24 protein-coding genes are annotated in these 19,893 nt (G+C 70.5%); 8 read left to right on the top strand and 16 right to left on the bottom strand.

Annotated features, from left to right (window positions below; all coding sequences use genetic code 11):
* Window positions 1–15: 15 nt before the first annotated feature.
* On the bottom strand, window positions 16–621 hold the full coding sequence (locus ACGFY5_RS14725) for a TetR/AcrR family transcriptional regulator (RefSeq protein ID WP_392720131.1): 606 nt from the start codon (window positions 619–621) through the stop codon (window positions 16–18).
* A gap of 65 nt (window positions 622–686) precedes the next feature.
* Here ACGFY5_RS14725 and ACGFY5_RS14720 point away from each other — a divergent pair, with 65 nt between their 5' ends.
* On the top strand, window positions 687–1,160 hold the full coding sequence (locus ACGFY5_RS14720; RefSeq protein WP_392720130.1) for a GNAT family N-acetyltransferase: 474 nt from the start codon (window positions 687–689) through the stop codon (window positions 1,158–1,160).
* A gap of 12 nt (window positions 1,161–1,172) precedes the next feature.
* On the opposite strand, the gene ACGFY5_RS14715 is transcribed toward ACGFY5_RS14720, so the two are convergent.
* Both ACGFY5_RS14715 and ACGFY5_RS14710 read right to left on the bottom strand, forming a co-directional pair.
* A complete protein-coding gene (locus ACGFY5_RS14715; protein ID WP_392720129.1) occupies window positions 1,173–1,364 on the bottom strand; it encodes a hypothetical protein in 192 nt (63 codons plus the stop codon).
* Window positions 1,365–1,432: 68 nt separating this feature from the next.
* The gene (locus tag ACGFY5_RS14710; protein WP_392720128.1) at window positions 1,433–1,867 is read right to left on the bottom strand and encodes an anthrone oxygenase family protein; all 435 of its coding nucleotides are present in this window, start codon (window positions 1,865–1,867) and stop codon (window positions 1,433–1,435) included.
* An 82-nt stretch (window positions 1,868–1,949) separates the two neighbouring features.
* Here ACGFY5_RS14710 and ACGFY5_RS14705 point away from each other — a divergent pair, with 82 nt between their 5' ends.
* From ACGFY5_RS14705 to ACGFY5_RS14690, 4 genes are all read left to right on the top strand, one after another.
* Window positions 1,950–2,534 (top strand): TetR/AcrR family transcriptional regulator, encoded by a 585-nt coding sequence (locus ACGFY5_RS14705; RefSeq protein WP_392720127.1) that lies wholly within the window; start codon window positions 1,950–1,952, stop codon window positions 2,532–2,534.
* Window positions 2,531–3,787: a hypothetical protein gene (locus ACGFY5_RS14700; RefSeq protein ID WP_392720126.1), complete on the top strand. Its 1,257-nt coding sequence runs from the start codon at window positions 2,531–2,533 to the stop codon at window positions 3,785–3,787. The genes ACGFY5_RS14705 and ACGFY5_RS14700 overlap by 4 nt, the downstream gene beginning before the upstream one ends.
* Window positions 3,788–3,932: 145 nt before the next feature.
* Window positions 3,933–4,454 carry a hypothetical protein gene (locus ACGFY5_RS14695; RefSeq protein WP_392720125.1) on the top strand — a complete coding sequence of 174 codons (522 nt, stop codon included), beginning with the start codon at window positions 3,933–3,935 and terminating at the stop codon, window positions 4,452–4,454.
* 10 nt (window positions 4,455–4,464) lie between these two features.
* Entirely contained in the window at window positions 4,465–5,901 is a 1,437-nt protein-coding gene (locus ACGFY5_RS14690; protein WP_392720124.1) for a flotillin family protein, read from the top strand.
* A 174-nt stretch (window positions 5,902–6,075) separates the two neighbouring features.
* Here ACGFY5_RS14690 and ACGFY5_RS14685 read toward each other — a convergent pair whose 3' ends face one another.
* Window positions 6,076–7,314, bottom strand: a complete 1,239-nt coding sequence (locus ACGFY5_RS14685; protein WP_392720122.1) for a hypothetical protein — start codon at window positions 7,312–7,314, stop codon at window positions 6,076–6,078.
* A complete protein-coding gene (locus tag ACGFY5_RS14680) occupies window positions 7,311–8,420 on the bottom strand; it encodes a HesA/MoeB/ThiF family protein (protein WP_392720120.1) in 1,110 nt (369 codons plus the stop codon). Before ACGFY5_RS14680 ends, ACGFY5_RS14685 begins: the two co-directional genes overlap by 4 nt.
* 219 nt (window positions 8,421–8,639) lie before the next feature.
* On the opposite strand from ACGFY5_RS14680, the gene ACGFY5_RS14675 reads away from it, so the two are divergent.
* Window positions 8,640–10,076: a hypothetical protein gene (locus ACGFY5_RS14675; RefSeq protein WP_392720119.1), complete on the top strand. Its 1,437-nt coding sequence runs from the start codon at window positions 8,640–8,642 to the stop codon at window positions 10,074–10,076.
* Here ACGFY5_RS14675 and ACGFY5_RS14670 read toward each other — a convergent pair.
* From ACGFY5_RS14670 to ACGFY5_RS14650, 5 genes are read right to left on the bottom strand one after another with little or no spacing between them, the layout of a single operon-like run.
* Window positions 10,065–10,808, bottom strand: a complete 744-nt coding sequence (locus ACGFY5_RS14670) for a phosphotransferase family protein (RefSeq protein ID WP_392720118.1) — start codon at window positions 10,806–10,808, stop codon at window positions 10,065–10,067. The two genes, ACGFY5_RS14675 and ACGFY5_RS14670, sit on opposite strands and share 12 nt — an antisense overlap.
* Before the next feature lie 17 nt (window positions 10,809–10,825).
* Window positions 10,826–11,593 carry an IclR family transcriptional regulator gene (locus ACGFY5_RS14665; RefSeq protein WP_392720117.1) on the bottom strand — a complete coding sequence of 256 codons (768 nt, stop codon included), beginning with the start codon at window positions 11,591–11,593 and terminating at the stop codon, window positions 10,826–10,828.
* Between the two features lie 20 nt (window positions 11,594–11,613).
* Window positions 11,614–12,525 carry a PDR/VanB family oxidoreductase gene (locus ACGFY5_RS14660; protein WP_392720116.1) on the bottom strand — a complete coding sequence of 304 codons (912 nt, stop codon included), beginning with the start codon at window positions 12,523–12,525 and terminating at the stop codon, window positions 11,614–11,616.
* A gap of 11 nt (window positions 12,526–12,536) precedes the next feature.
* Entirely contained in the window at window positions 12,537–12,776 is a 240-nt protein-coding gene (locus ACGFY5_RS14655; protein WP_392720115.1) for a hypothetical protein, read from the bottom strand.
* Window positions 12,773–13,828 carry a Rieske 2Fe-2S domain-containing protein gene (locus ACGFY5_RS14650; protein ID WP_392720114.1) on the bottom strand — a complete coding sequence of 352 codons (1,056 nt, stop codon included), beginning with the start codon at window positions 13,826–13,828 and terminating at the stop codon, window positions 12,773–12,775. The genes ACGFY5_RS14655 and ACGFY5_RS14650 overlap by 4 nt, the downstream gene beginning before the upstream one ends.
* A 124-nt stretch (window positions 13,829–13,952) precedes the next feature.
* Between ACGFY5_RS14650 and ACGFY5_RS14645 the strand changes: the two genes are divergently transcribed.
* On the top strand, window positions 13,953–14,303 hold the full coding sequence (locus tag ACGFY5_RS14645; RefSeq protein ID WP_392720113.1) for a GNAT family N-acetyltransferase: 351 nt from the start codon (window positions 13,953–13,955) through the stop codon (window positions 14,301–14,303).
* Here the strand turns inward: ACGFY5_RS14645 and ACGFY5_RS14640 are convergent.
* Complete coding sequence (locus tag ACGFY5_RS14640) at window positions 14,288–14,791, bottom strand: SRPBCC family protein (protein ID WP_392720112.1); 504 nt, start codon at window positions 14,789–14,791, stop codon at window positions 14,288–14,290. The two genes, ACGFY5_RS14645 and ACGFY5_RS14640, sit on opposite strands and share 16 nt — an antisense overlap.
* 87 nt (window positions 14,792–14,878) lie before the next feature.
* On the opposite strand from ACGFY5_RS14640, the gene ACGFY5_RS14635 reads away from it, so the two are divergent.
* Window positions 14,879–15,739, top strand: coding sequence for a helix-turn-helix transcriptional regulator (locus tag ACGFY5_RS14635; RefSeq protein ID WP_392720111.1), 861 nt, complete (start codon window positions 14,879–14,881; stop codon window positions 15,737–15,739).
* Here ACGFY5_RS14635 and ACGFY5_RS14630 read toward each other — a convergent pair.
* Genes ACGFY5_RS14630 through ACGFY5_RS14610 form a run of 5 tightly spaced genes read right to left on the bottom strand, consistent with a single transcriptional unit; the run spans window position 15,716 to window position 19,891 of the window.
* Window positions 15,716–16,513: an META domain-containing protein gene (locus ACGFY5_RS14630; RefSeq protein WP_392720110.1), complete on the bottom strand. Its 798-nt coding sequence runs from the start codon at window positions 16,511–16,513 to the stop codon at window positions 15,716–15,718. The genes ACGFY5_RS14635 and ACGFY5_RS14630 overlap by 24 nt on opposite strands.
* Before the next feature lie 55 nt (window positions 16,514–16,568).
* Complete coding sequence (locus ACGFY5_RS14625) at window positions 16,569–17,711, bottom strand: cupin domain-containing protein (protein ID WP_392720109.1); 1,143 nt, start codon at window positions 17,709–17,711, stop codon at window positions 16,569–16,571.
* Window positions 17,698–19,218 carry an AMP-binding protein gene (locus tag ACGFY5_RS14620; protein ID WP_392720108.1) on the bottom strand — a complete coding sequence of 507 codons (1,521 nt, stop codon included), beginning with the start codon at window positions 19,216–19,218 and terminating at the stop codon, window positions 17,698–17,700. Before ACGFY5_RS14620 ends, ACGFY5_RS14625 begins: the two co-directional genes overlap by 14 nt.
* On the bottom strand, window positions 19,215–19,691 hold the full coding sequence (locus ACGFY5_RS14615; RefSeq protein ID WP_392720107.1) for a flavin reductase family protein: 477 nt from the start codon (window positions 19,689–19,691) through the stop codon (window positions 19,215–19,217). Before ACGFY5_RS14615 ends, ACGFY5_RS14620 begins: the two co-directional genes overlap by 4 nt.
* Entirely contained in the window at window positions 19,688–19,891 is a 204-nt protein-coding gene (locus ACGFY5_RS14610; protein WP_392720105.1) for a ferredoxin, read from the bottom strand. Before ACGFY5_RS14610 ends, ACGFY5_RS14615 begins: the two co-directional genes overlap by 4 nt.
* Window positions 19,892–19,893: the final 2 nt, after the last annotated feature.

Here is a 19,893-nt window from a genome sequence, read left to right as displayed (position 1 = left end):
GAGCGCGGCGTGCGGCTAGCCGGATGTCCGGAGTGCGGTGCGCATCGCCTGCACGGCCCAGGCTCCGGCGTCGGTGTCGCCGTGCAGGAGCCGGGCCGGCCCGATACCGGAGGCGATCGCGTCGAGGGCGAACGCCGCCTGCTGGGGATCGAGGTCTTTCGGCAGGTCACCGGCGTCGATCGCGGTGGTGATCTCGCGGACGAGCGTCCGGCGCCACTGGCGGACGCCGTCGGCCAGCTCGTCACGCACCCGGCCCGGCCTGCCGTCGAACTCGTGGGAGAACGTCGCCACGCAGCATCCACCGGGGTAGCCGGGTTCCATCGCGTACCGGGCCCACGCCTCGCAGACGCCGGAGAGCCGCGGCAGGCCCCATTCGAGGTGCCGGACGGGCTGCCAGACGCGGGCCACGAAGTTCGCGAGCACGAGCCGCACGGTCTCGAGTTGGAGCTCTTCCTTGCTGCCGAACTGCCCGAGCACGCCGGACTTGCTCATCGACAACTCGGTCGCCAGGCGGCCGATCGACAGGTTCTCCAGACCTTCGACGGAGGCCACGTCGGCAGCTGTCCGGAGGATGGCGGCGCGGGTCTCCAGCGCGTCGACTGCGCTTCGTCGTCCGGTCATGGGCTCACTTTAGCGCACGATCGTTCGCCTTTGACGTCCGAACGATCGGACGCTAAATTGCGCTCATGACTGCTGTAGCCGTCGAACCCGCACTGCACGTCCGGGAGGCAGCCGCTGCCGACCTGGCCGCCGTCAACGACCTGCACCGCAGATGTTCGGTGCGGACGCTGTGCAGCCGCTACCACGCCGGCCGCGACCGGCTGACCGCCGCCGAGTGGGAACGGATGGTCGACCCCGTGCTGGGGCACACGCTTTTGCTCGCGGATCCGGACGGCCTACTGGTGGGATTCGCGAACGTGGTGCGCGTGTCCGACAGCACGGCGGAGGTGTCGTTGCTCCTCCACGACGACTGGCAGGACGCCGGGGTCGGTCGTGCCATGTCCTGGCGTCTGGTGTCCTACGCGCGACGACTGGGGTTCGCGGACATCGTCGCGTGGGTCGAGCCCGACAACCGGCGAGCGGTCAGCCTTCTCCGCGGCGCCGGTGCGCTGCCCGACTTCCGGGAGCCCGGCGAGATCCGCTGGGCGCTCCGACTCTGATTCTCGGAGGGGTCAGCCGCTGCGGCGGTTCGCCCACTGCCGTTGACCGGCGACCGGCCCACGGTTACCGACCTTGCTGCCGCCGGACGTCGGCTGGCTCGAGGGAGCGCCCCCCTTGTTCTTCGCCCGGCGGGCGGCCCGGTTCAGGAACTGTTCCGTCTCCGCCTCTTCGGGCGTGTCCTGCGGCTCGATGTCGTCAGCCATTGCACGCTCCTGCGGGTGAACTGTTCGGATGCCCCACCGTGGACATTAGCGTGCATTCCCGGAGTCCATCAGGCCAGGGCGGTGGTCAGGAGCGCGAAGGCGGCGATGATGACGGCGACGCGCACGTAGTGGTAGCGGTCCCAGCGCTTCCCCTGCTCCTTCCAATCGTCGGGCCGGTTCTCCGGCGTCCACGTCTTGCTGCGGTTGTTGATCGGGACGAGCAGCACGACCGACATGATGACGCTGACGACCAGTAACGCGGCGGCGACGACGACGAGGCCCGTCCCGGGCTCGTGCCAGGCGGTGACCGCCCAGATCGCGCTCAGGATGAGCGAGCCGACGTACCAGAACGGCATCAGGGCGCCGAGCATCCGGCCCCCGTGGGCGCGACCCAACTGACCGGCGTCGTCGGGAAGTGCGTCGAGGATCGGATTGAGCACGAACGAAACGGCGAACTCCACGCCGACCATGAGGCCGACGACCACGACCGTGAAGACCATCATCAGAAGCTCCTAGTGTTGCTAGCAGATGACTCAACGCTAGACCTACTTTCGCTCGGATGTCTAGCGGCGCTAGGATCGACTCATGTCGGTACAGGAACGCAAGCAACGCGAACGAGCGGAGCGCGAGCGCCTCATCGTCGCGACGGCGCGGGAACTCGCCGAGCAGCAGGGGTGGGACGCGGTCACCACCCGGCTGCTCGCCGAGCGCATCGAGTACAGCCAACCCGTCCTCTACAGCCATTTCCGGGGCAAGCGCGAGATCATCGGCGCAGTGGCTCTGCAAGGCGCTGCCGAGCTGGCCGCGGAGTTGCGTGCCGCCACGTCCGCGGCGGACGGCCCTCGCGCCCGGGTTGCCGCCCTGGCCCGCGCCTACCTCGACTTCGCGGCACGCAATCCGGCGGTCTACGACGCCATGTTCCAACTCGACGCCGGCCTGCCGTTCGCCGAGGACGACACTCCGGAGCCACTGAAGGACGCCTTCGCCGCGCTGCTGGAGAGCCTCGAGGGCGTCGCGGGGGACGGTGTCCATCCGGGACTGTTCACCGAGGTGTTCTGGGCCGCCCTGCACGGGCTGGTGACGCTGACCCGCGCGGGCCGGATGCCGCCGGAGTACGCCGAGCAGCGGATGGAGTTGCTCGTCGACCGGATTGCTAGCGTGCGCGCATGACGACGCGCGACCGGCTCGGTGGGACCCTCTTCGCTGCGGCCGTGGGCGCGCTCGCCGGAGCGGCGGTCCTGAGCCGGCGCGGTGCGGCGGTCGGTGCGTTGACCGGGGCGGCGGCGCTGGCCGCCACCGAGGCGGTGGCGCGGGCGCGTCAGCAGCCCGGTGAGATCCCGGCGTGGTGGTCACGGGTGGCGATGAGCGGGGCGCTGGCGGCTCCGGTCGGCTGGCTCGGCGGACGCCTCACCGGAGCCGGTCCGGTCCAGGTCGGCCTGGCCGCCGGTACGGCAGCGGGTGCGCTCGGGCTGCGCCCGCAGAAGGTGGCGCTGGGCCCGGTGGTCGGCGCTCTCGTAGGAGCGGCCTGGCGTCTGACCGAGGCGCCTCCCGCCGCTGTGGCAGCGAGCGCGGTGGTGGCCTTCCGGGCGGTGTCGGCGCTGGTGTTCCGCGACGCCCAGGTCGACCTGCTAGCCGAACGCGTACCTGCTGAGCAGGTGCCGTTCGTCGTCCCGCTCGAGGCGCGGGGCCGGTACGTCGGCACTGATTACGTCCGCACGCTGGCCGTCGAAATCGGTGGAACGTACCAGGCTGACGCCGCCGACGTGGGAATCGTCGCCGCGCTCGACGACCTCGCCGGACCTCAGTTCGACCCGGCGGACGTCGACCCCCTCGTCCGGGAGTTCTACGAGCACACCACCCGGTTCACGCTCGACATCGTCCCGGAGTGGCGGCTCTGGGTACGCCCCGGCTACCTGCTCTACCGGACGTTCGTGGCGCGGCCACTCGGCCAGGCGAACGTGCCGATGAACCAGCGGGAGACCATGCGCGGCGTCCGGAGCCGGATCGACACGATCACCCCCGAGGGCACGGACGCGATCGGGGTGCGGGGCTGGATCCGCTCGTTCGCCGACACCGACGAGCCGATCTACGTCGGCATCTACACGACGTACCGGCACGACGGCCGCGGCTACGTGAGCGTCGGGTTCCCGGTGCCCCAGGGCAGCTTCACCGCGACCCTGCTGCCGCAGCCCCGCCCGGACGGCGGGCTCGTGCTCACCAGCCGGAGCGACCTCCAGCACCCCGGCCATTACCTCACCTACATCGACCCGGCGACGCGCGAGCTCACCACGCTGGCCGTGCACGGCTTCGCCGAGCAGCTCGACGTCCACGTCGTCGACGGAGACCTCCGGGCCGAGCACGCTTTCTCGCTGTACGGGCTCCCGTTCCTGGTGCTGCACTACACGATCCACCGCAAGCGCTGACGGTTCAGCGCACGCCTTCGCAGCATCTCACCGCGTTCCGGCCGCGGTCCATGCCGCACCGGTGCGGCATGGACGCAGGCCCGGTACCGCGCCCCACACTCGTGGACAGCATCTGTCCACACTCGCCAGAGGGGGCGCTCGGAGCATGGACGGCGCCACCGGGGTCTTCGTGCTGATCGGCGCGTGCGGTGCCGGACTGCTGCTGCTCGGCCTCGTGGGCGCCGGCCTGATCGGTCTGGTGTCCACCGGCGTCGGCGGTGCCTCCGGCCAGACCGTCGCCGCGTTCGTCGGCATGTTCGGGTTCGCGGCGGCCGGCGCCAGCCTGCTGCTCGACGCCCGCGGGCCCGGTGCGGTGGCCGCGGCCGGTGCGATCGGCGTGTCCGCCGCGCTGCCCACCGCCGTGCTGGTGATCCGGCTGTCCCGGTGGGCGGAGAACATCCCTACCGACGCGACGCCGCGGCGCGCCGACCTCGTCGGAGCCATCGGCGTGGTGGTCACCCCGATCTCGCCGCCGCGCTCCGGCGAGGTACGGGTGCGGGTGGCCGGTCACCCGGTGAAACTGCACGCCCGCGCCGATGAGGCGCTTCCGCTCGGTGCGGACGTCTTCGTGATCGAGGCGACCAGCCACGCCACCGTCGTCGTCGAGCCGCTTCCACCGCTGAGTTGAGGAGTGTCCAGTGGAACTACTGATCGTCATCGGCGGCGGCGTGCTCGTCGTCTACCTTCTCGTCATGCTCGTGCTCTCCCGCATCAAGGTCGCCGGCCCGAACGAGGCGTTCATCATCACCGGACGTCGCGGCCGCTCGATGACGAACGCGCAGGGGAGCCGCATCACCGACCTGTCGGGGCAGAAGGTCGTCATGGGCGCCTCGGTCTTCGTGGTCCCGGTCGTCCAGCGCAAACAGTCGCTGGACCTGTCCAGCCGGCGGATCTCCGTCGATATCCAGGGTGCGGTGAGCAAGCAGGGCATCCGGGCGAACCTGCACGGGGTCGCGATCGTCAAGGTCGGCGGCACCGAGGACGCAGTCCGGGCCGCCGCCCAGCGCTTCCTGCACCAGCAGAAGGAGATCGAGCAGTTCACCCGGGAGGTGCTGGCCGGTTCGCTCCGCGCGATCGTCGGCCGGCTCACGATCGAGGAGATCATCGGCGACCGGGTGACGTTCGCCAGCGCCGTCGCCGAGGAAGCGGAACATTCGATGACCAACCAGGGCCTGGTCCTCGACACGTTCCAGGTGCAGGACATCACCACCGAGGGCACGTACCTGCAGGACCTGGGCCGTCCCGAGGCCGCCCGGATCCTCAAGGACGCGGCGGTCGCCGAGGCGAGGGCCACCCAGGCGTCCGAGGAGGCGCGGCTGCTCGCCGAGGAGGCGATCGCCGTCGCCGAACGTGACCTCAACCTCAAGAAGGCACTGATCCGCGCGGAGGTCGAGGCCGCCCAGGCACGTTCGGCCGCGGCCGGCCCGCTGGCCGAGGCCGAGCAGGAACAGGCGATCATCAGCGAGCAGCAGAAGGTCGCCGAGCGGCAGGCCGAGCTCAAACAGCGCCAGCTCGACGTCGAAGTGCGCCGACCGGCGGACGCGGAGCGTTACCGGGTGGAGCAGGCAGCGGAGGCGACGCGCAACGCGGACGTGTTCGCCGCGGACGCCCGCCGGCAGTCGACGATCGCCGCCGCGCAGGCCGACGCCGAGCAGGCCCGGCTGACCGGTGAGGGTGAGCGTGCCCGCCGGTCCGCGCTGGCCGAGGCGGCCGAGCGCGAAGGCCTCGCGGAGGGCGCTGCCGCGCTGGCCCGCGGCCGTGGCGACGCGGAGGCGATGCGTCTGAAGGCGGACGCGTTCGCGCAGTACGGAGAGGCGGCCGTGCTCGATCTGTTGGCTCGCGTCCTGCCGCAGGTGGTGGAGGCGGCCAGCCGTCCGATCGGTGCGATCGACAAGATGACGGTGATCTCCACCGACGGGATGTCGTCGCTGACGCGGTCGGTGGCCGACAATGTCGCGCAGGGGTTGCAGCTCGGTACCGACCTCACCGGCGTGGACCTCGGACGCCTGCTCGGCCGTGTCGGCCGCACCGTCGAGCCGTCAGCGGACGGCCACCACCGCAGTGACGTCGAGTGAGTGCGGCGCGGGCGCCGGTGGGATGCCGGCGCCCGCCCCCCGCGTCGGTCACCCCGACGGATTGCTGCTGACAGAGGTCGTCTCGATCTTGTCGAGCTTCCTGATCTCGATCTTGCTGAGCTTGCCAGGCTTGACCGCCTCGACCTTCTGCGTCTCGGTCTTCTTCATGGCCGTTCACCTCCCTCCGCGCTCGGAGCCGCGGATGCGGCTGATGGCTCCACCGACCTGAGACCCGTGCTGGCGCCACCAGGCGCGGGTCCACAGGACGAAGAACAGGACGGTGGTGAAGGCCACGGCACCCGCATCGACGAGCTGGGTGCCGGTCCCTCCGATCAGCGCCGAGTCGACGGCGGAGGCCAGCAGAGCGATCGCCACCGGCAGCGTCACGAGGAGCTCCACCGTGAGGCAGGCAACGGTCCCCACCACCAGCACGAGGGTGTACCACCGGACGGCGATGCGCTCCCGACCTGACAGCCGGAGGCTCGGGTCGTCCTCCGACGTCCTCCGGCGTACGAGGCGTCCGGCCAGGTAGCGGGCGTAGGCGGAGCCGTCGGCGTACAGGTTCGCGCAGCCGGCGACATCCTGGAGGATGAAGTAGAGATCGGTGCGCATGAACACCAGGAACTGAGGCGGGATCAGGCTGAGCGACAGCAGGGCCACGGCGGCGAGCAGTTCGCCGGGACGCCCGTGAACTCCGGCGGCGCGGACCAGCACAGCCACCGCGGCGATGACCAGATTCGTGACGATGCCGGCCAGATAGACGCTGAAGCGGGCTCGTCGCGGCGCCGCCCACACCCCGCTGACGTCGGTCTGTGCGGCCAGGAACTGCAGCCTGGTGCCGAGACTCATGCGCCCCGGCGCGCCGGCAGCGCGGGCCACGAGCAGGTGCGCGAGTTCGTGGAACAGGATCAGCGTCCAGACGATGGCCAGGTTGCCGAGCAGGACCAACGCGCCGAGGCTGCTCCAGAGCAGGTCGTGCGGCTCGGGCACGAGTTCGGGATCGACGCCGAGCGCCGCCAGCGCGACCAGGACGACGGCAGCGGAGACCAGCGCGACCGCCGGGTGCAACAGCCACCGCACGTGCTCCGGACGCAGCCAGGCCAGCATCGACCGCGGCACCGGCGCCGAATCCACCTGATGGCCGTCGACTTCGGCGACGAAACCGATGTCGACGAGAGACGACACGAATTCGGCGACGTCCACCTCGTCCCCGGTCTCGTCCAATATCCGGCTGTGGACCTCGGCGACCGTGTGGTCCGGAAGTAACGTCAGTGCACGGCGTCCGACCGGCGGGATCGCGATGAAGTCACCGGTCTCGACCCGTCCGACGATCCACGATTCGCCGTCTTCGCGCAGGTGGAGGCTGTGCAGGCGGACCCGCGACGTGTCGCTGACCGCCGTTGGGGCGCTCAACCCGCGGTCCCGGTCGGTGCGCAGGCGGGGCAGTCCGGCCGGCGTGGATCGTCCCGGACGAACGTTGCGTCCGGCGCCAGCAGGTTCAGCGCGTCGATCCGGCCGGCGGGGAGCGAGGGGATGCCGGTGATCAGCGCCATCGCGTGGTGAGCGGCGAGATAGCCGGAGATGCCGGCGGTGGGAGCGGCGACGGCGTTCGCGACGGCTGCGTTGCGCGGCTCGGAGTCCCGCAGATTGACGTCGATCTCGCGGTAGTGGTCGTTGTCGACGGTGCGAATGCACTCCCAGCACGCGCCGACGCCGGGCACGTAGCGACCGACCTGCACCATCGGGCCGTGGTAGCCGGCATCGACCCAGGGTGTACCGGTGGCCAGACACGCTCGGTTCGTCCACCGGCGCATGGCCGTCGGGCGATCGGCGGAGAGCACCAGGACGTCGCTGTCGGCGACGAGCCGTTTGACGTCGTCAGTGCTGGTGACGCGCTCCTGGATCGGAACCACCTCGACGGCCGAGTTCAGCTGGGCGAGCCGGTCGGCGGCCGCCTCCACCTTGGGCCGGCCGAGATCGGCTTCGCCGTACAGCACCTGGCGGTTGAGGTTGGACAGCTCCACGACGTCGGGATCGACGCAGCGGAGCTGGGCCACGCCGCTGGCAGCCAGTGCCATCGCCGCGGTCCCGCCGGTTCCGCCCAGCCCGATCAGCGTGACCGTGGCCCGGCTCAGGGCCACCTGCGGCTCCCAGGTACTCGCGCGCGGAGTGACGTCCAGCCACCGGAAGTACGCCCGACTGCGCGAATAGCGATCCTTGTCGTACTCGGTCAGCTCCGGTGGGTCAGGCGCCCCGAAGTCTTCCACGTAACCGGATCCGACGAAGGTCCCGAGCCCGGCCCGGACCGATTCCTCCGACTCGCCGGGGTGCACGGCTCGGACCCGGCTGATGATCTGCTCGATGTCACGGTTGCCGTCCATGCTTTCCAGGAGGGTCCACACCGCGCCGCTCGGGTCGTCCACCTCGGCCGCGACGCCGTAGGTGTGGCCGCCGAGCCGGATGCGGCTGTCGGAGATCCGATTGGGTGCGTGCTCCGGCTTGATGCGTGGACGCTGCATGGCTCTCCCGTGCGTTGCGGCAACGGATCGGCACCATCCTCAAAGGAGCGTCGAGCGGCTGTCAATCTACTTCGGACTATCTGATACCGGTGTGAACCATTGATTCTTGTGCCCGGTATTACTTCTCCGTGTAGTCGTGGTGGCGACGGAACGTGGGAATTGGACTTCTTCCCGGCCGACACTCACGGGCACACCACACGGCTTACGGGGAGCCCCTTCATGACGCAGTCGAATCCACAGCTACCGACGGTGCTGATTCCGCGTCAGCGGTCGGTCGCGACCCACCGCACGGCGGCGGCACCCGCCTACACCTACGTCGTGCCACCGGTGGCGTTCGCGCCCGCGATCTCCGACGTCCGCTGCCGCAGCATGGTGAGCAAGTCGTCGTACTACTTCTCCACCTACTGGTGGAAGACGAAGAACCGCTATGCCGCCACCGGCATCCCGACCATCACGTGGACGACGGCATTCGACATGGAGATCACGGTCCGCGAGGCGTGCAACGCCGCGATCACGATGGCGGTGTGCGCCGACTGGGGCGGCTACCTGCCGTCGGCGATCTCGCTCAACATCGGTGACGTGCGCAACCGCGCGGCGCGGCTCGTGGTCGGGGTGGCCCGGAAGCACGTCACGTACGGAGCGGGCGGAGCAATGTGGGGTGGCAACTGGCAGTCCGCCTACTGGGCGTACTCGCTCGGCCTGGCGGCGTGGCTGCTCTGGAACAGGCAGCTGACCAACGCCTGGGACCGGGAGGCCGTCGGCGCCGTCCTCGAGTACGAGGCGGACCTGCAGCTGAACCGCAACCGGCCGGAGATCTGGCGCGACTCGACCGGCGCCGACCAGCCGTTCAGCGGCGTCTACCGGACGGGGATCCGGGCCGGCGACAGCGCGGCCGAGGAGGACATGTGGCAGGCGACAGTCCTCGACCTCGCCGCCACGATGATGCCGGGGCACCCGCGCGCCGCCGCCTGGCGGAAGAAGGCCGCGCAGTTCGGGATCGTCGGTGCGATGTCGCGGAACGACCTCTGGGACACGACCACGGACATCAACGGCGACAGTCCGAACCACTGGACGGTCGGCGCGGTAGGGAAGCCCGGCTACAACTGGTCCGAGCGGTACGTGATCACCAACCACGGGAAACGCAATCCCGACTACATGCAGTCCGACGCCATGCGCCTCGGAATGTCGCTGCACCACTCGCTGGCCGACGAGCCGACCCCCGAGTGGGTGCGGTGGAACAGCGCGAAGATCTACGGCGCGATGCGGACGGTCGTCTATCCGGGCACTGTCAGCCCGGCCAAGCCGATGTACAAGGACACCGCCAGTCCTTCGCTGTACTTCCCGGACGGCAAGGACTGGGGGACTGCCCGGCACACCGGCTTCTGGCTGTGGGACTCCCTGGTCGAGACGCACATCGGCACGTCGGACGCGATCCCGGTCAGCGCGACGCACTGGGACTCGGTCCACGGCCGCGCGGCCAAGGCGATGCAGGACCGGACCGGGGTCATGCCCGGTGGTCAGATCGTGCTCAACGACGACGAGGACCGCTACCCGGGCCGCGAGGGCTGGCACGCGTACAGCGCCGCCTTCGTCGTCCTCAACAAGACCCTCACCAACGCCGGCCGCCTCTCCTGGACCAACGCCTCACTGGCGTGACCCGGCCCTGAGCACGTCGAACTCGCATCCCGGGGCGTCCGGATCGAAGCCGTGCTCGATCAGCCAACGCGACGCCACCAGGCTGCGGAGCGACCACCAGGCGCGGATCACCTCCCGGTCCGCGTCGTCGCCGTAACCGGCGAGCAGATCGTCCAACCGTTCCTCGTGCCCGAGCGTCAGGATGGCGAGGTCGTACATGGCATCACCGGGGGCGGCCTCGGACCAGTCGATGACGCCGGTGACCTCGTCGCCGTCGACGAAGACGTGGGTGATCTGCAGGTCGCCGTGGATGAACACCGATTTCCACGGCCGCAGCGCGGTCTCGGCGATCTCGCGGTTGCGCCGGATCACCTCGGCGGGCAGTACGGCGTTGGCGAGCAGCCACGCGCACTCGCTGTCGAGCTCCGCCGCCACGTCGTCGAGCCGGCGCCCCGGCCACGGCGGCAACGGCGCATCGTGGAGCCGCCGGACGGCGGCACCCGCAGCGGCCCACGCGGCTGGTGACGCGGCGGACGGTTCGCCGAGGACGCCGAGCGCCGTGCCGGGTACTGCGGCGATGGCAAGCACGGGCGGCTCGCGCCAGAGGATCGCCGGGGTCGGTATCGGAGCCATGGCCATCGCCCGCGCTTCGGTGGCAGCGTGCGCCGGGTCGACGTCGATCTTCAGGAACACGTTGCCGACGCGCAGGGTCGCGCGCTGGCTGTGGGCGACGACCACTTCAACCTCGTCCATACCCGGCATCCTGCGCCCTACTTCGCGAACTGGCGCAGGGAGCGGGAGATGCCTCGTGCGGCGGTCTGCACCATGGGGGCGAGTGCCGCGGGGTGGGCGATCCCGGCCGGTACGACGATGGAGAGCGCGGCGACGACGCTGCCGTCGGTGGCGTGGATCGGTGCGGCCACCGAGAGGGAGTCCATCGTCACCTGCCGGTCGTTGACCGCATAGCCGTGTGACCGGACGTCGCTCAGGATCCGCCGCAGCGCCGCGGGGTCCGTGATCGTCCGTGGAGTGAACGACTGCAACGGGGCGGCCAGCACCTCGTCCTGGACGTCGACCGGAGCGTGGGCGAGCAGAACGCGGCCGATGCCGGTCGGGTGCAGCGGGAAGCGGCCACCGACCCGGGTGAGGACCGGAACCGCGGTGCGACCGGCGATCCGTTCGACGAAGACCGATTCCAGCCCGTCGCGGATCCCCAGCTGCACGTTCTCGTGCGTCACCGCGTAGAGGTCCTCCATGAACGGCAGCGCCACTTCGCGGAGCCCGAGGCCGCGCGGCGCCAGCGACGCGATCTCCCACAGCCGCAGGCCCACGTGGAAGAGGCCGTCCTCGTCGCGTTCGAGCAGACCGCAGTCGACGAGGACGCCGAGGAGCCGGTGCGCGGTCGTGAGGGGAAGGCCGGTGCGTTGGGCCAGCTGGGTGAGGCTCATCGCGGGCCGGTCGGGGGTGAAGGCCGCGAGTAGGTGCGTGGCCCGGCGGATGGCCAGGCCGGACTCACTGCGTCGTGGGGCCGGGTCCACGACGTCAGCGTAGTGGCTCGTCAGAGCTCCAGGACCAGCCGCGGGCACGCGGCGCGGGAGACGCAGATGAACATGGTGTCGTTGGCGGCCTGCTCGTCGTCGGTGAGGAGGCTGTCGCGGTGGTCGACCTCGCCGGACAGGACCGCGGTTTCGCAGGTGCCGCAGGTGCCCTCCTGGCAGGAGGAGAGCACGGTGACGCCTGCTGCTTCGACGACCTCGAGGATCGAGCGGTCGGTCGGCACGGTGAGTGTGATTCCGCTCTGGGTGAGCTCCACCTCGAACGATTCGTGGCGGACGACGTCGCCCTGGGCTTTGGGTGTGAAGCGTTCGAGGCGCAGCGCCTCGGCCGGGACGAGCTGCTCGACGGCGCTGAGGAGCGGCTCGGGGCCGCAGCAGTAGATCAGGGCATGTTCACCCAGGATGGTGGTGAGGTCGAGGAGGCCTTCCTGGAGGTGCACCTGGGGGCCGGTGAGTTCGTCGCGGAACGCCATCGAGGCGTGGGAGCGGCCGCCGTAGTGCAGTTCCCAGTCGGCGCCGGCTGCTGTTGCTGCGGCGAGCATCGGCAGTATCGGTGTGATGCCGATGCCGCCAGCGATGAAGATGTACTTCTCCGCGGGTTCGAGCGGGAAGTGGTTGCGGGGGCCGCGGACGTCGACAGTTGCGCCTTCGTGCAGCTTGTCGTGGACGTATTGCGAGCCGCCGCGGCTGTCAAGCTCGCGGAGGATCGCGATGCGCCAGACGGAGGGGTCTGCGGGGTCGCCGCACAGGGAGTACTGGCGGACGAGGTCCGGGCCGAGGTTCAGGTCGATGTGTGCGCCGGGTTCCCACGGTGGGAGGTTCCCGCCGTCGGGGGCGCGCAAGTCCAGGCTGATGACGCCGTCGGCCACGGCCTCGCGCCGGTCGACGCGGAGCCGGAGGTCGGTTTTGGGCACGGGAGTGCTCCTCACGCGAGGACGGGGACGCGTCCGCGGATGCTCGCGGGGTCGGTGACGACGTGGGCCGGGGGTGGCGCCGGCGGTGCGGGCGTTTCGCCGGGGCCACCGGAGGGGTGGTCGGGGTGCGCGAGCAGCCACTCCCACATCACGACCGGGTCGTCGGCCTCGGACTCGGCACCGCAGTGGCACCGCCCGGACAGCCGGTCAGTCCCCGGAATCCACTCGACCCGCAGAACCCGCTCGCTCATCGGCTCACCGAATCCGTGGTGACACCAGCCGCGAGGTTGGTGAGCATTCGGCGGGCGGCCAGGCCGCCGGTGTCGATGTTGATCGAGAGTTCCTGGTAGCCGTCGGGCTCGGTGGCGATGACCCGCTCGAGAACGTCGAGCGCGGCCACGTCCTGGAGCACGACAGTGCGGTTGTTCTCGGCGAGGAAGTCCGAGACGCCCTGGTCATCCAGCGCGAAGTCCCGCGCGACCGCCCAGAAGTCGTGCGTCGAGTGCTCGGTCTCCGGCGTGATCGCGTACACGACCTCGACGTGGAACGCGTCCGGGTCGGTGCCGTCCTCGTTCGGCAGCACCCCGGCCGGCGCGATGCGCGAGTGCAGCTTGTACAGGCACGGCGGCGTGTACTCGATGTCCTGCCACCGGGTGATCCGCCCGGTGATACCCGTGGACTTCGCGTAGAACGGCGGGCAGGCGGCGTCCGCCATGCGCCGGGACACGTAGACGACCCCGGCGTCCTCGTCGACCTCGGTGGTGATTGGCGTCTCGGCGACCTCGGGCGTGCCGATGTACCCACCGTGCAGGTACGTCTCGTGCGACAGGTCGAGCAGGTTGTCGACGAGCAGGCTCGCGCGGGCGGCCAACGGCTCCATCCCGGACACGGCAGTCCAACCATCGAGGTCCAGCCATGGAGCGCGAGGAATCCGGGTGGACTCCGCCAGCGTCGGGTCTCCGATGAACACCCAGACGAACGAGTCCTGCTCGACGATCGGATACGACCGCAGCCGCGCGGTGCGAGGCACCCGGGTCTGGCCGGGCACGGCGACGCACTTCCCGTCGGACCCGTACGTGAACCCGTGGTAACCGCACACCACGGTGTCACCGACCAGGTGGCTGGGAGCCTGCGAGAGCGGGAACCGCCGGTGCACGCACCGGTCGGACATCGCTGTCACCGCGCCGTCCTCGGTACGCCAGAACAGGATCGACTCCCCGCAGATCGTGCGGGAGAACAGGTCCCGGCCGATCTCCCGGCCATAGGCGGCCACGTACCACTGATTGCGCACGATTGACGTCATCGTCAGCCCTCCACTCGGTCAGCCCGGCTGGGTTGCCAGTGTGCGAGCGGCTCCGTCCGCGAGGGCGTCTCCTTCCGCACTGCGGAAGGAGAAGATCGTCAGCGGACCGCGTCATACTGAGTCCGTGAGCGGAGCCTGGACCCTCCGGTTCCTGGATTCGTTCGTGCCCGCCAACACCCAGGTCATCGAGGTGGACGGAGAGCCGGTGGGCTCGATCGCCGTGCGCGCCGAAGCAGACGCGCAGTGGATCGAGCACGTTTATCTCGACGCCGCCGCCCAGGGGCGCGGTACGGGTGGCCAGGTGCTCCGGCACGTGCTGAGCACACACGCCGACGAGCGGCCGTTCCGGCTCGCGATCGACCGTGGGAGCGCGGCCCGCCGCCTCTACGAGCGGACCGGTTTCACCCATCTTTACGACGACGCCAACGGCTACGACCAGATCTTCGGGGCTCCGGGTGGTCACCCGGCGGACTGACGGTCGTCTTCCGCGATGGCGACCATGCGGTTCAGAGCGGCCTGCATGTAGCGCTGCCAGAGCGGGCGGAACGGGCCGGCGATGACCAGGCGGCGTCCGGGGCGCGGCTTGAACTCGTAGGTCCAGCGGACATTCGTGCCGGTGCCGTCGGGCAGGAACGAGAACTCGCCGCGGACGCCGACAGCGAGCGCGGCCAGGGCGTTGGTGAAGCCGGTCAGCTCGTACGCGAAGCCGTGGCCCTCGACGTACTCGGTGAGCGACTCGGTGACCGTCGAGCCGTCGGTGAACCGCGGATGCCGAGAGACCCCGGGGTGGTCCCACGAATCGGTCTGCCCCGTCACCTCGGCGATCCCGGGGAACAGCCGGTCGGCGATGAAGACCTTGCTCAGGTCGATCGGAGCGATGATCCGGAACGCGTCGGCGGGGGCCGCGGACGTCCGGGCGAAGACGGTGATCGGAACGGTCGTGTCGGTGCTGTTGATGAGCATGTGACCAGCTTCCGGCGCGGGCCGCAGAGCAACCAGCCACCTGCTCAGCCCTGGTACCAGCGGTACACAGGCTGGAATCATGGGGTGGTGAGTTTCGGTGCGTTGGTGCGGCAATGGCGGGATCGGCTCGACCCGGCGGACGCCGGTTTCCCCCGGACGACCAAGCGTCGCGCGCCCGGCCTGCGGCGCGAGGAGTTGGCGGACCTCGCCGGCCTGTCGGTCGAGTACGTGCTGCGCCTCGAGCAGGGCCGCGCTACGAACCCGTCGGCGCAGGTGGTGGCCGCGATCACCCGCGCTCTGCACCTGCGGCGCGCCGAGCGCGACCAGCTCTACCGCGCCGCGGGGCTGCTGCCTCCGCAGGACGGCATGATCGACGGCCACGTGCCGCCGGGCGTCCAGCGGCTCGCGTCCCGGCTCGGCGACGTACCGATCGGGATCTTCGCCGCCGACTGGAGCCTGCTCTGGTGGAACGACATGTGGACCGCGCTGCACGGTGACCCGGCCGTCCTCCCTCCGGAGGAGCGCACCATCGGGCACATGCTGTTCGGCACCGGACCGGCGGCCGGCTACATCCGGCCGCTGCGATCGACGGCCGGGCCGGACGCATTCGCGGCCACGATCGTCGCCGACCTCAAAGAGACCACGGCCCGGTACCCGGCGGACCTCCGGCTGGCGGCGCTGGTGGCCGGCTTCCGGAAGTCGTCGCCGGAGTTCGAAAAGCTGTGGACGACGGTGGGCACCGCATCGCTGGCCAGCGACGAGAAGACGATCGGCCATCCGGACGTCGGCGACATCACGGTGGACTGCGACGTGCTCACGGTTCCCGGCGCTGACCTGCGCATCGTCACGTACACCGCGGCGGCGGGCTCGCCCGACGCCGGCAAGCTGGATCTGCTGCGGGTGATGGCCGGCCAGTCGTTCGCGCTAGCTCCTCGTGAGGCGCGTTAGTTCGGCGCCGGTCGCGTCGAGGAGCACCAGCGCGTCGTCGTCCAGGCCGGCGATCGCCGTATGGGAAAGCCACCTGGCCACCGGTGGGCCGTCGCAGCCGATCAGCGTGCTCATTCCGGTGGTGGCCAGCATCGACGTCGGGGTGGCTGCCCAGCGACCGCCGTGGGCATTGCAGCCGTCCGAGCCCGTCCAGGTGCCGTCATTCGTGAATTCGACGAAGGCCTTCCCGGCCGGGGTGGCCGGTGCCCATCGGCCGACGATGGCCGTCGACTCGACGGGGGTCAGCGTGGCCGGTCGGCGCGGGACCCGTGCGAGCTCGGTCCGGTCCTTGGCGGTGATCACCGGGGGGTCGGCCTCGGACGCGGCGACGTTCGGCCCGACCTTCGGTGTGCCGCCCGAAATCAGCCGGGCCACCAATTCTCCGGACCGGTCGAGGAACTCGAGGTTCTCGCCGGACGATCGATAACCGTTCGCCGCCTGCAGCCAGCCGGGCGTGACCGGCGATCCACACGGCGCGCTGCCGCCGTGCACGTCTCCGATGAACAGGTCTTGGCTCGCGGCCCAGCTACCGGTGAGCGTGCCGCACGTGCGCCACAGGGACAACTGCCTGTTCGGGGCGATCCGCAGAACGTCGTCGGTGCCGGCCACCGTCCACGAGCCGATCAGCGAGATCGGCCCGGCGCTGTTGTGCGGCGTCACGGACGAGCTCCGGTCGGCGCAGCCGACGACGACGAACAGGAGGACGGCTGCGACCGCGATCCGGAGGAGTCTCATCCTTCTTGGACGCAGCACGGCCAGATGTCGGTTCCCGGCGAACCGGTGGGAGGCGTCAGGGTTTGTCCCAGTTGCGGGGGGCTACGTAGCCGGTTTGGCCTCGTTCGAGACCCAGGGCGAGGATGGGGCCGGTCAGGTCTTCCTGCCAGATGAGCGACTCCAGGCCGATGTGCTGGGGGTGGTCCTGGACGGTGAACACGGTCAGGCCGGTCTCGCTGGGGTAGTGTGCGTGCTCCCGCCACGACGGGGCCGACAGCAGCAGGTCGCCGGGGCCGAAGTCGATCCGCTGGCCGTCGACGACGGAGTAGCCGACGCCCTCGACGTGGTAGTTGATCGCCACCGAGCTGTGGCGGTGCCCGGGCCCCTCCGGCCGGGGCCGGTGACCGTGCGGGATCTGCGACAGCGTGACGAAGAAGCTGCCGGTGGCGCCCTGCCTGCGTTCGGTCGCCGGGTTGTAGAGCGCCATGATCGTGCGCTTGCCGTCGCCGGTGGACTGCGACATGAGACCGGAGATCGTCCGGTACGGCCAGTGCCGCAGGCGGTTCGGGACGGGCTCGATGTCGACGAGGTACTCGTAGCCGCGCAGCCGGGCGCCGGTGGGTGACACCTCGTGGTCCGGGGCGCTGCCCCGGTCGGCCACGGCATCGGGTTCGTCCATGTCGATCGGGCCGTCGCCGACGGTGCCGGGGGTCCAGTCGGGCGGGAGAACCTCGGAGTACAGCGTCCCCAGGTGGGCCAGCAGCGGCGCGTTGGAGTACGCCAGCCGGATCCACGGCTCGTCCCCTGTGTTGACGAACCGGTGCGGTTTCATCGACGGCACGGTCACGACGTCGTTCCGCACCATCTCGACCGCCGCGTCGGCCACGTGGACCCGGCCGGCCCCGGCCACACCGATCTGGACGAGGCTCGAATTGCGACGCAGCGGCGTCGTCGACTCGCCGGGCAGCAGGACCTCCACCGCGACCTCGACGCCCGGCGCGAAGCTGCGCCCGCTCGTCGACTCGGGGTGCACCAGCAGCGCGGCCCGGCGGCCGTCCACGGGCGCGGGACCGGCGGAGATCTGGTCGATGGCGGCGCGGATCTCGGCGGCGGTCACCCGCAGCGGCGCCCACGGCGTGGGCCGGACGGGACCCTCGCCGGAGGCATCGACGATTTGGGCTCGTGCGTCCAGGGCGACCGGGTGGTCAAGGGCGGTCATGGGATTCCTTCCGGAGGAGGTACTTCTGGACTTTTCCGGTGGACGTCTTGGGCAGCTCACCGAAGACCACCGAGCGGGGGGCCTTGAAGCGCGCGATCCGGGCCTTGACGTGCTCGATGATGTCGTCGGCACTGGCCGTCGCACCGGCGTGCAGTGCGACGTAGGCGGCGGGCACCTCGCCCCAGCGCTCGTCGGGTGCGGCGACGACGGCGACCTCGAGGACCGCCGGATGCTCGGCGATGACCTGCTCGACCTCGACGGAGGCGATGTTCTCCCCGCCCGAGATGATCACGTCCTTGCTGCGGTCGCGCAGTTCGACGTACCCGTCGGGGTGGATCACGCCGAGGTCGCCGGTGCGGAACCAGCCGTCCGGTGCCGCAGCCGCCGTCGCCTCGGGGTCGTCGAGATAGCCCAGCATGAGATTGTTGCCGCGCAGCGCGATCTCACCGACGGTCGTCCCGTCGGCGGGTACGTCCGAGCCGTCCGTGCGCACGACGCGGGGAGTGCACGCGATCAGGTTGCCGACGCCCTGGCGGGCCTTGAGCCGGGCGCGCGTGTCGGCGTCGGCCGAATTCCACTCCGGACGCCAGTCGCAGATCATGGCCGGCCCGTAGGTCTCGGTGAGGCCGTAGAGGTGGGTCACGTCGAAGCCGAGACCCTCCATGTGCCGCAGGATCGTCGGCGTCGGCGGGGCGCCGCCCGTCGCCAGCCGAACCGGATGCGGCAGCGGTGTGGCCTGCGGTGCGTGCCCGAGCATCGACAGGACGGTGGGCGCCCCTTCGAGGTGGGTGACGCCCTCGGTCCGGATGAGGTCCCACGCGATCGCCGGGTCGACCTTCGGCAGGCAGACGTGGGTGGCGGCCGCCGCGGTGACGGCCCACGGGAAGCACCAGCCGTTGCAGTGGAACATCGGCAGGGTCCACAGGTGCACGCTGTCCGGCGACAGTCCGGTGTGCCCGACCATCGCGAGTGCCTGCAGGTAGGCGCCGCGGTGGTGGTACATGACACCCTTCGGGCGCCCGGTCGTCCCGGAGGTGTAGTTGATCGACAGGAGTCCCCGCTCGTCGTCGACGCCCCGGGCGAGCGGGCGTGCCGCGTCGAGGCGGGTCTCGTAGTCGTCGTCGGTGCGGATCCGGACCGGCAGATCGGGCAGTTCGGCCACGGTGTCGTCGAACGCCGCATCATGGATCAGCACCGACGCGCGGGAGTGCCGGAGGATGTAGCCGATCTCGGACGCGGAGAGCCGGGTGTTGATCGTCACCAGTGGCACGCCCGCCCACGGCACCCCGAAGTGTGCCTCCAGCATCTGGTGGGTGTTCGCGGCCAGCACTGCGACCGGCCGTCCGTCGGCCAGCGGGGCCAGCGCGCCGGCGAGGCGGGCGCTGCGTTCGTGGAACTGCTCGTACGTGAACCTGAGATCACCGTCGACCACGGCCGTGCGGTCCGCGTGCGCTGCCGCGGCACGGGTGAGGAACGCGGTGGGCGTCAGCGGTTCGAAGGACATCATCGGCGGCTGCCCGCCAGTTCGACGAACGCGCTGCGGTGGAAGACGAGCGGTTCGGTGCCGGTGGTCGTCGACGCGGTGTGCACGCGCAGCACGGCCAGGACGTGGTCGCCGGCGTCGACCTCGTTCTCGACAGTGCAGACGAGTCGCGCGGTGCTGCCCGCGACGTGCACGGTGCCGTCACCGAACTCGAGGTCGATCCCGGCGAACCGGTCACCGTCGCGGGCGGCGAGGGCCCGCGCGGCGTGCGCGTGGTGGTGGGCCAGGACGCTGATCCCGAGACGCTCCGCGGTGCGCAGCAGCGGCCACGTGCGCGAGGTGCGCTGCACGCAGACGCCGACGAGCGGTGGGTCGAGGGAGATCGGGACGAACGTGCTCATCGCCATGCCGACGCGCTCACCCGCCACCATCCCGCAGACCGCGACCACACCGGTGGGGTAGCTGCCGAAGGCGGTACGGAGGGTGTCGGTGGTCATGGTCCGACCCGCTGCAGGGTGATGGCGCGGGCCGGACAGTCGGCTGCAGCCTCACGGAGAGCCTCGTCGTCGGCCGGGTGACCCGGCTGGACGACCGCGATGTTCGTCTCGTCGTCCAGGTCGAAGATCTCAGGTGCGGCGACGACGCAGTTGCCGTAGCTGTTGCAGAGGTTCTCGTCGATGTCCACGCGGTAGGTCATCG

This window comes from Cryptosporangium sp. NPDC048952, from assembly GCF_043197895.1.
Lineage (GTDB): Bacteria > Actinomycetota > Actinomycetes > Mycobacteriales > Cryptosporangiaceae > Cryptosporangium.
The sequence above is the reverse complement of the archived record's forward strand: the minus strand, read 5'-3'. Positions and strand labels throughout refer to the sequence as shown.

Coding starts and splice junctions, on each gene's coding strand:
- ACGFY5_RS14640 (WP_392720112.1), bottom strand. CDS start 14,791: ATGCTCATCAACAGCACCGACACGACCGTTCCGATCACCGTCTTCGCC.
- ACGFY5_RS14725 (WP_392720131.1), bottom strand. CDS start 621: ATGACCGGACGACGAAGCGCAGTCGACGCGCTGGAGACCCGCGCCGCC.
- ACGFY5_RS14610 (WP_392720105.1), bottom strand. CDS start 19,891: ATGACCTACCGCGTGGACATCGACGAGAACCTCTGCAACAGCTACGGC.
- ACGFY5_RS14680 (WP_392720120.1), bottom strand. CDS start 8,420: ATGCAGCGTCCACGCATCAAGCCGGAGCACGCACCCAATCGGATCTCC.
- ACGFY5_RS14625 (WP_392720109.1), bottom strand. CDS start 17,711: ATGACCGCCCTTGACCACCCGGTCGCCCTGGACGCACGAGCCCAAATC.
- ACGFY5_RS14615 (WP_392720107.1), bottom strand. CDS start 19,691: ATGACCACCGACACCCTCCGTACCGCCTTCGGCAGCTACCCCACCGGT.
- ACGFY5_RS14670 (WP_392720118.1), bottom strand. CDS start 10,808: ATGGACGAGGTTGAAGTGGTCGTCGCCCACAGCCAGCGCGCGACCCTG.
- ACGFY5_RS14650 (WP_392720114.1), bottom strand. CDS start 13,828: ATGACGTCAATCGTGCGCAATCAGTGGTACGTGGCCGCCTATGGCCGG.
- ACGFY5_RS14675 (WP_392720119.1), top strand. CDS start 8,640: ATGACGCAGTCGAATCCACAGCTACCGACGGTGCTGATTCCGCGTCAG.
- ACGFY5_RS14630 (WP_392720110.1), bottom strand. CDS start 16,513: ATGAGACTCCTCCGGATCGCGGTCGCAGCCGTCCTCCTGTTCGTCGTC.
- ACGFY5_RS14700 (WP_392720126.1), top strand. CDS start 2,531: ATGACGACGCGCGACCGGCTCGGTGGGACCCTCTTCGCTGCGGCCGTG.
- ACGFY5_RS14715 (WP_392720129.1), bottom strand. CDS start 1,364: ATGGCTGACGACATCGAGCCGCAGGACACGCCCGAAGAGGCGGAGACG.
- ACGFY5_RS14620 (WP_392720108.1), bottom strand. CDS start 19,218: ATGATGTCCTTCGAACCGCTGACGCCCACCGCGTTCCTCACCCGTGCC.
- ACGFY5_RS14695 (WP_392720125.1), top strand. CDS start 3,933: ATGGACGGCGCCACCGGGGTCTTCGTGCTGATCGGCGCGTGCGGTGCC.
- ACGFY5_RS14710 (WP_392720128.1), bottom strand. CDS start 1,867: ATGATGGTCTTCACGGTCGTGGTCGTCGGCCTCATGGTCGGCGTGGAG.
- ACGFY5_RS14720 (WP_392720130.1), top strand. CDS start 687: ATGACTGCTGTAGCCGTCGAACCCGCACTGCACGTCCGGGAGGCAGCC.
- ACGFY5_RS14655 (WP_392720115.1), bottom strand. CDS start 12,776: ATGAGCGAGCGGGTTCTGCGGGTCGAGTGGATTCCGGGGACTGACCGG.
- ACGFY5_RS14705 (WP_392720127.1), top strand. CDS start 1,950: ATGTCGGTACAGGAACGCAAGCAACGCGAACGAGCGGAGCGCGAGCGC.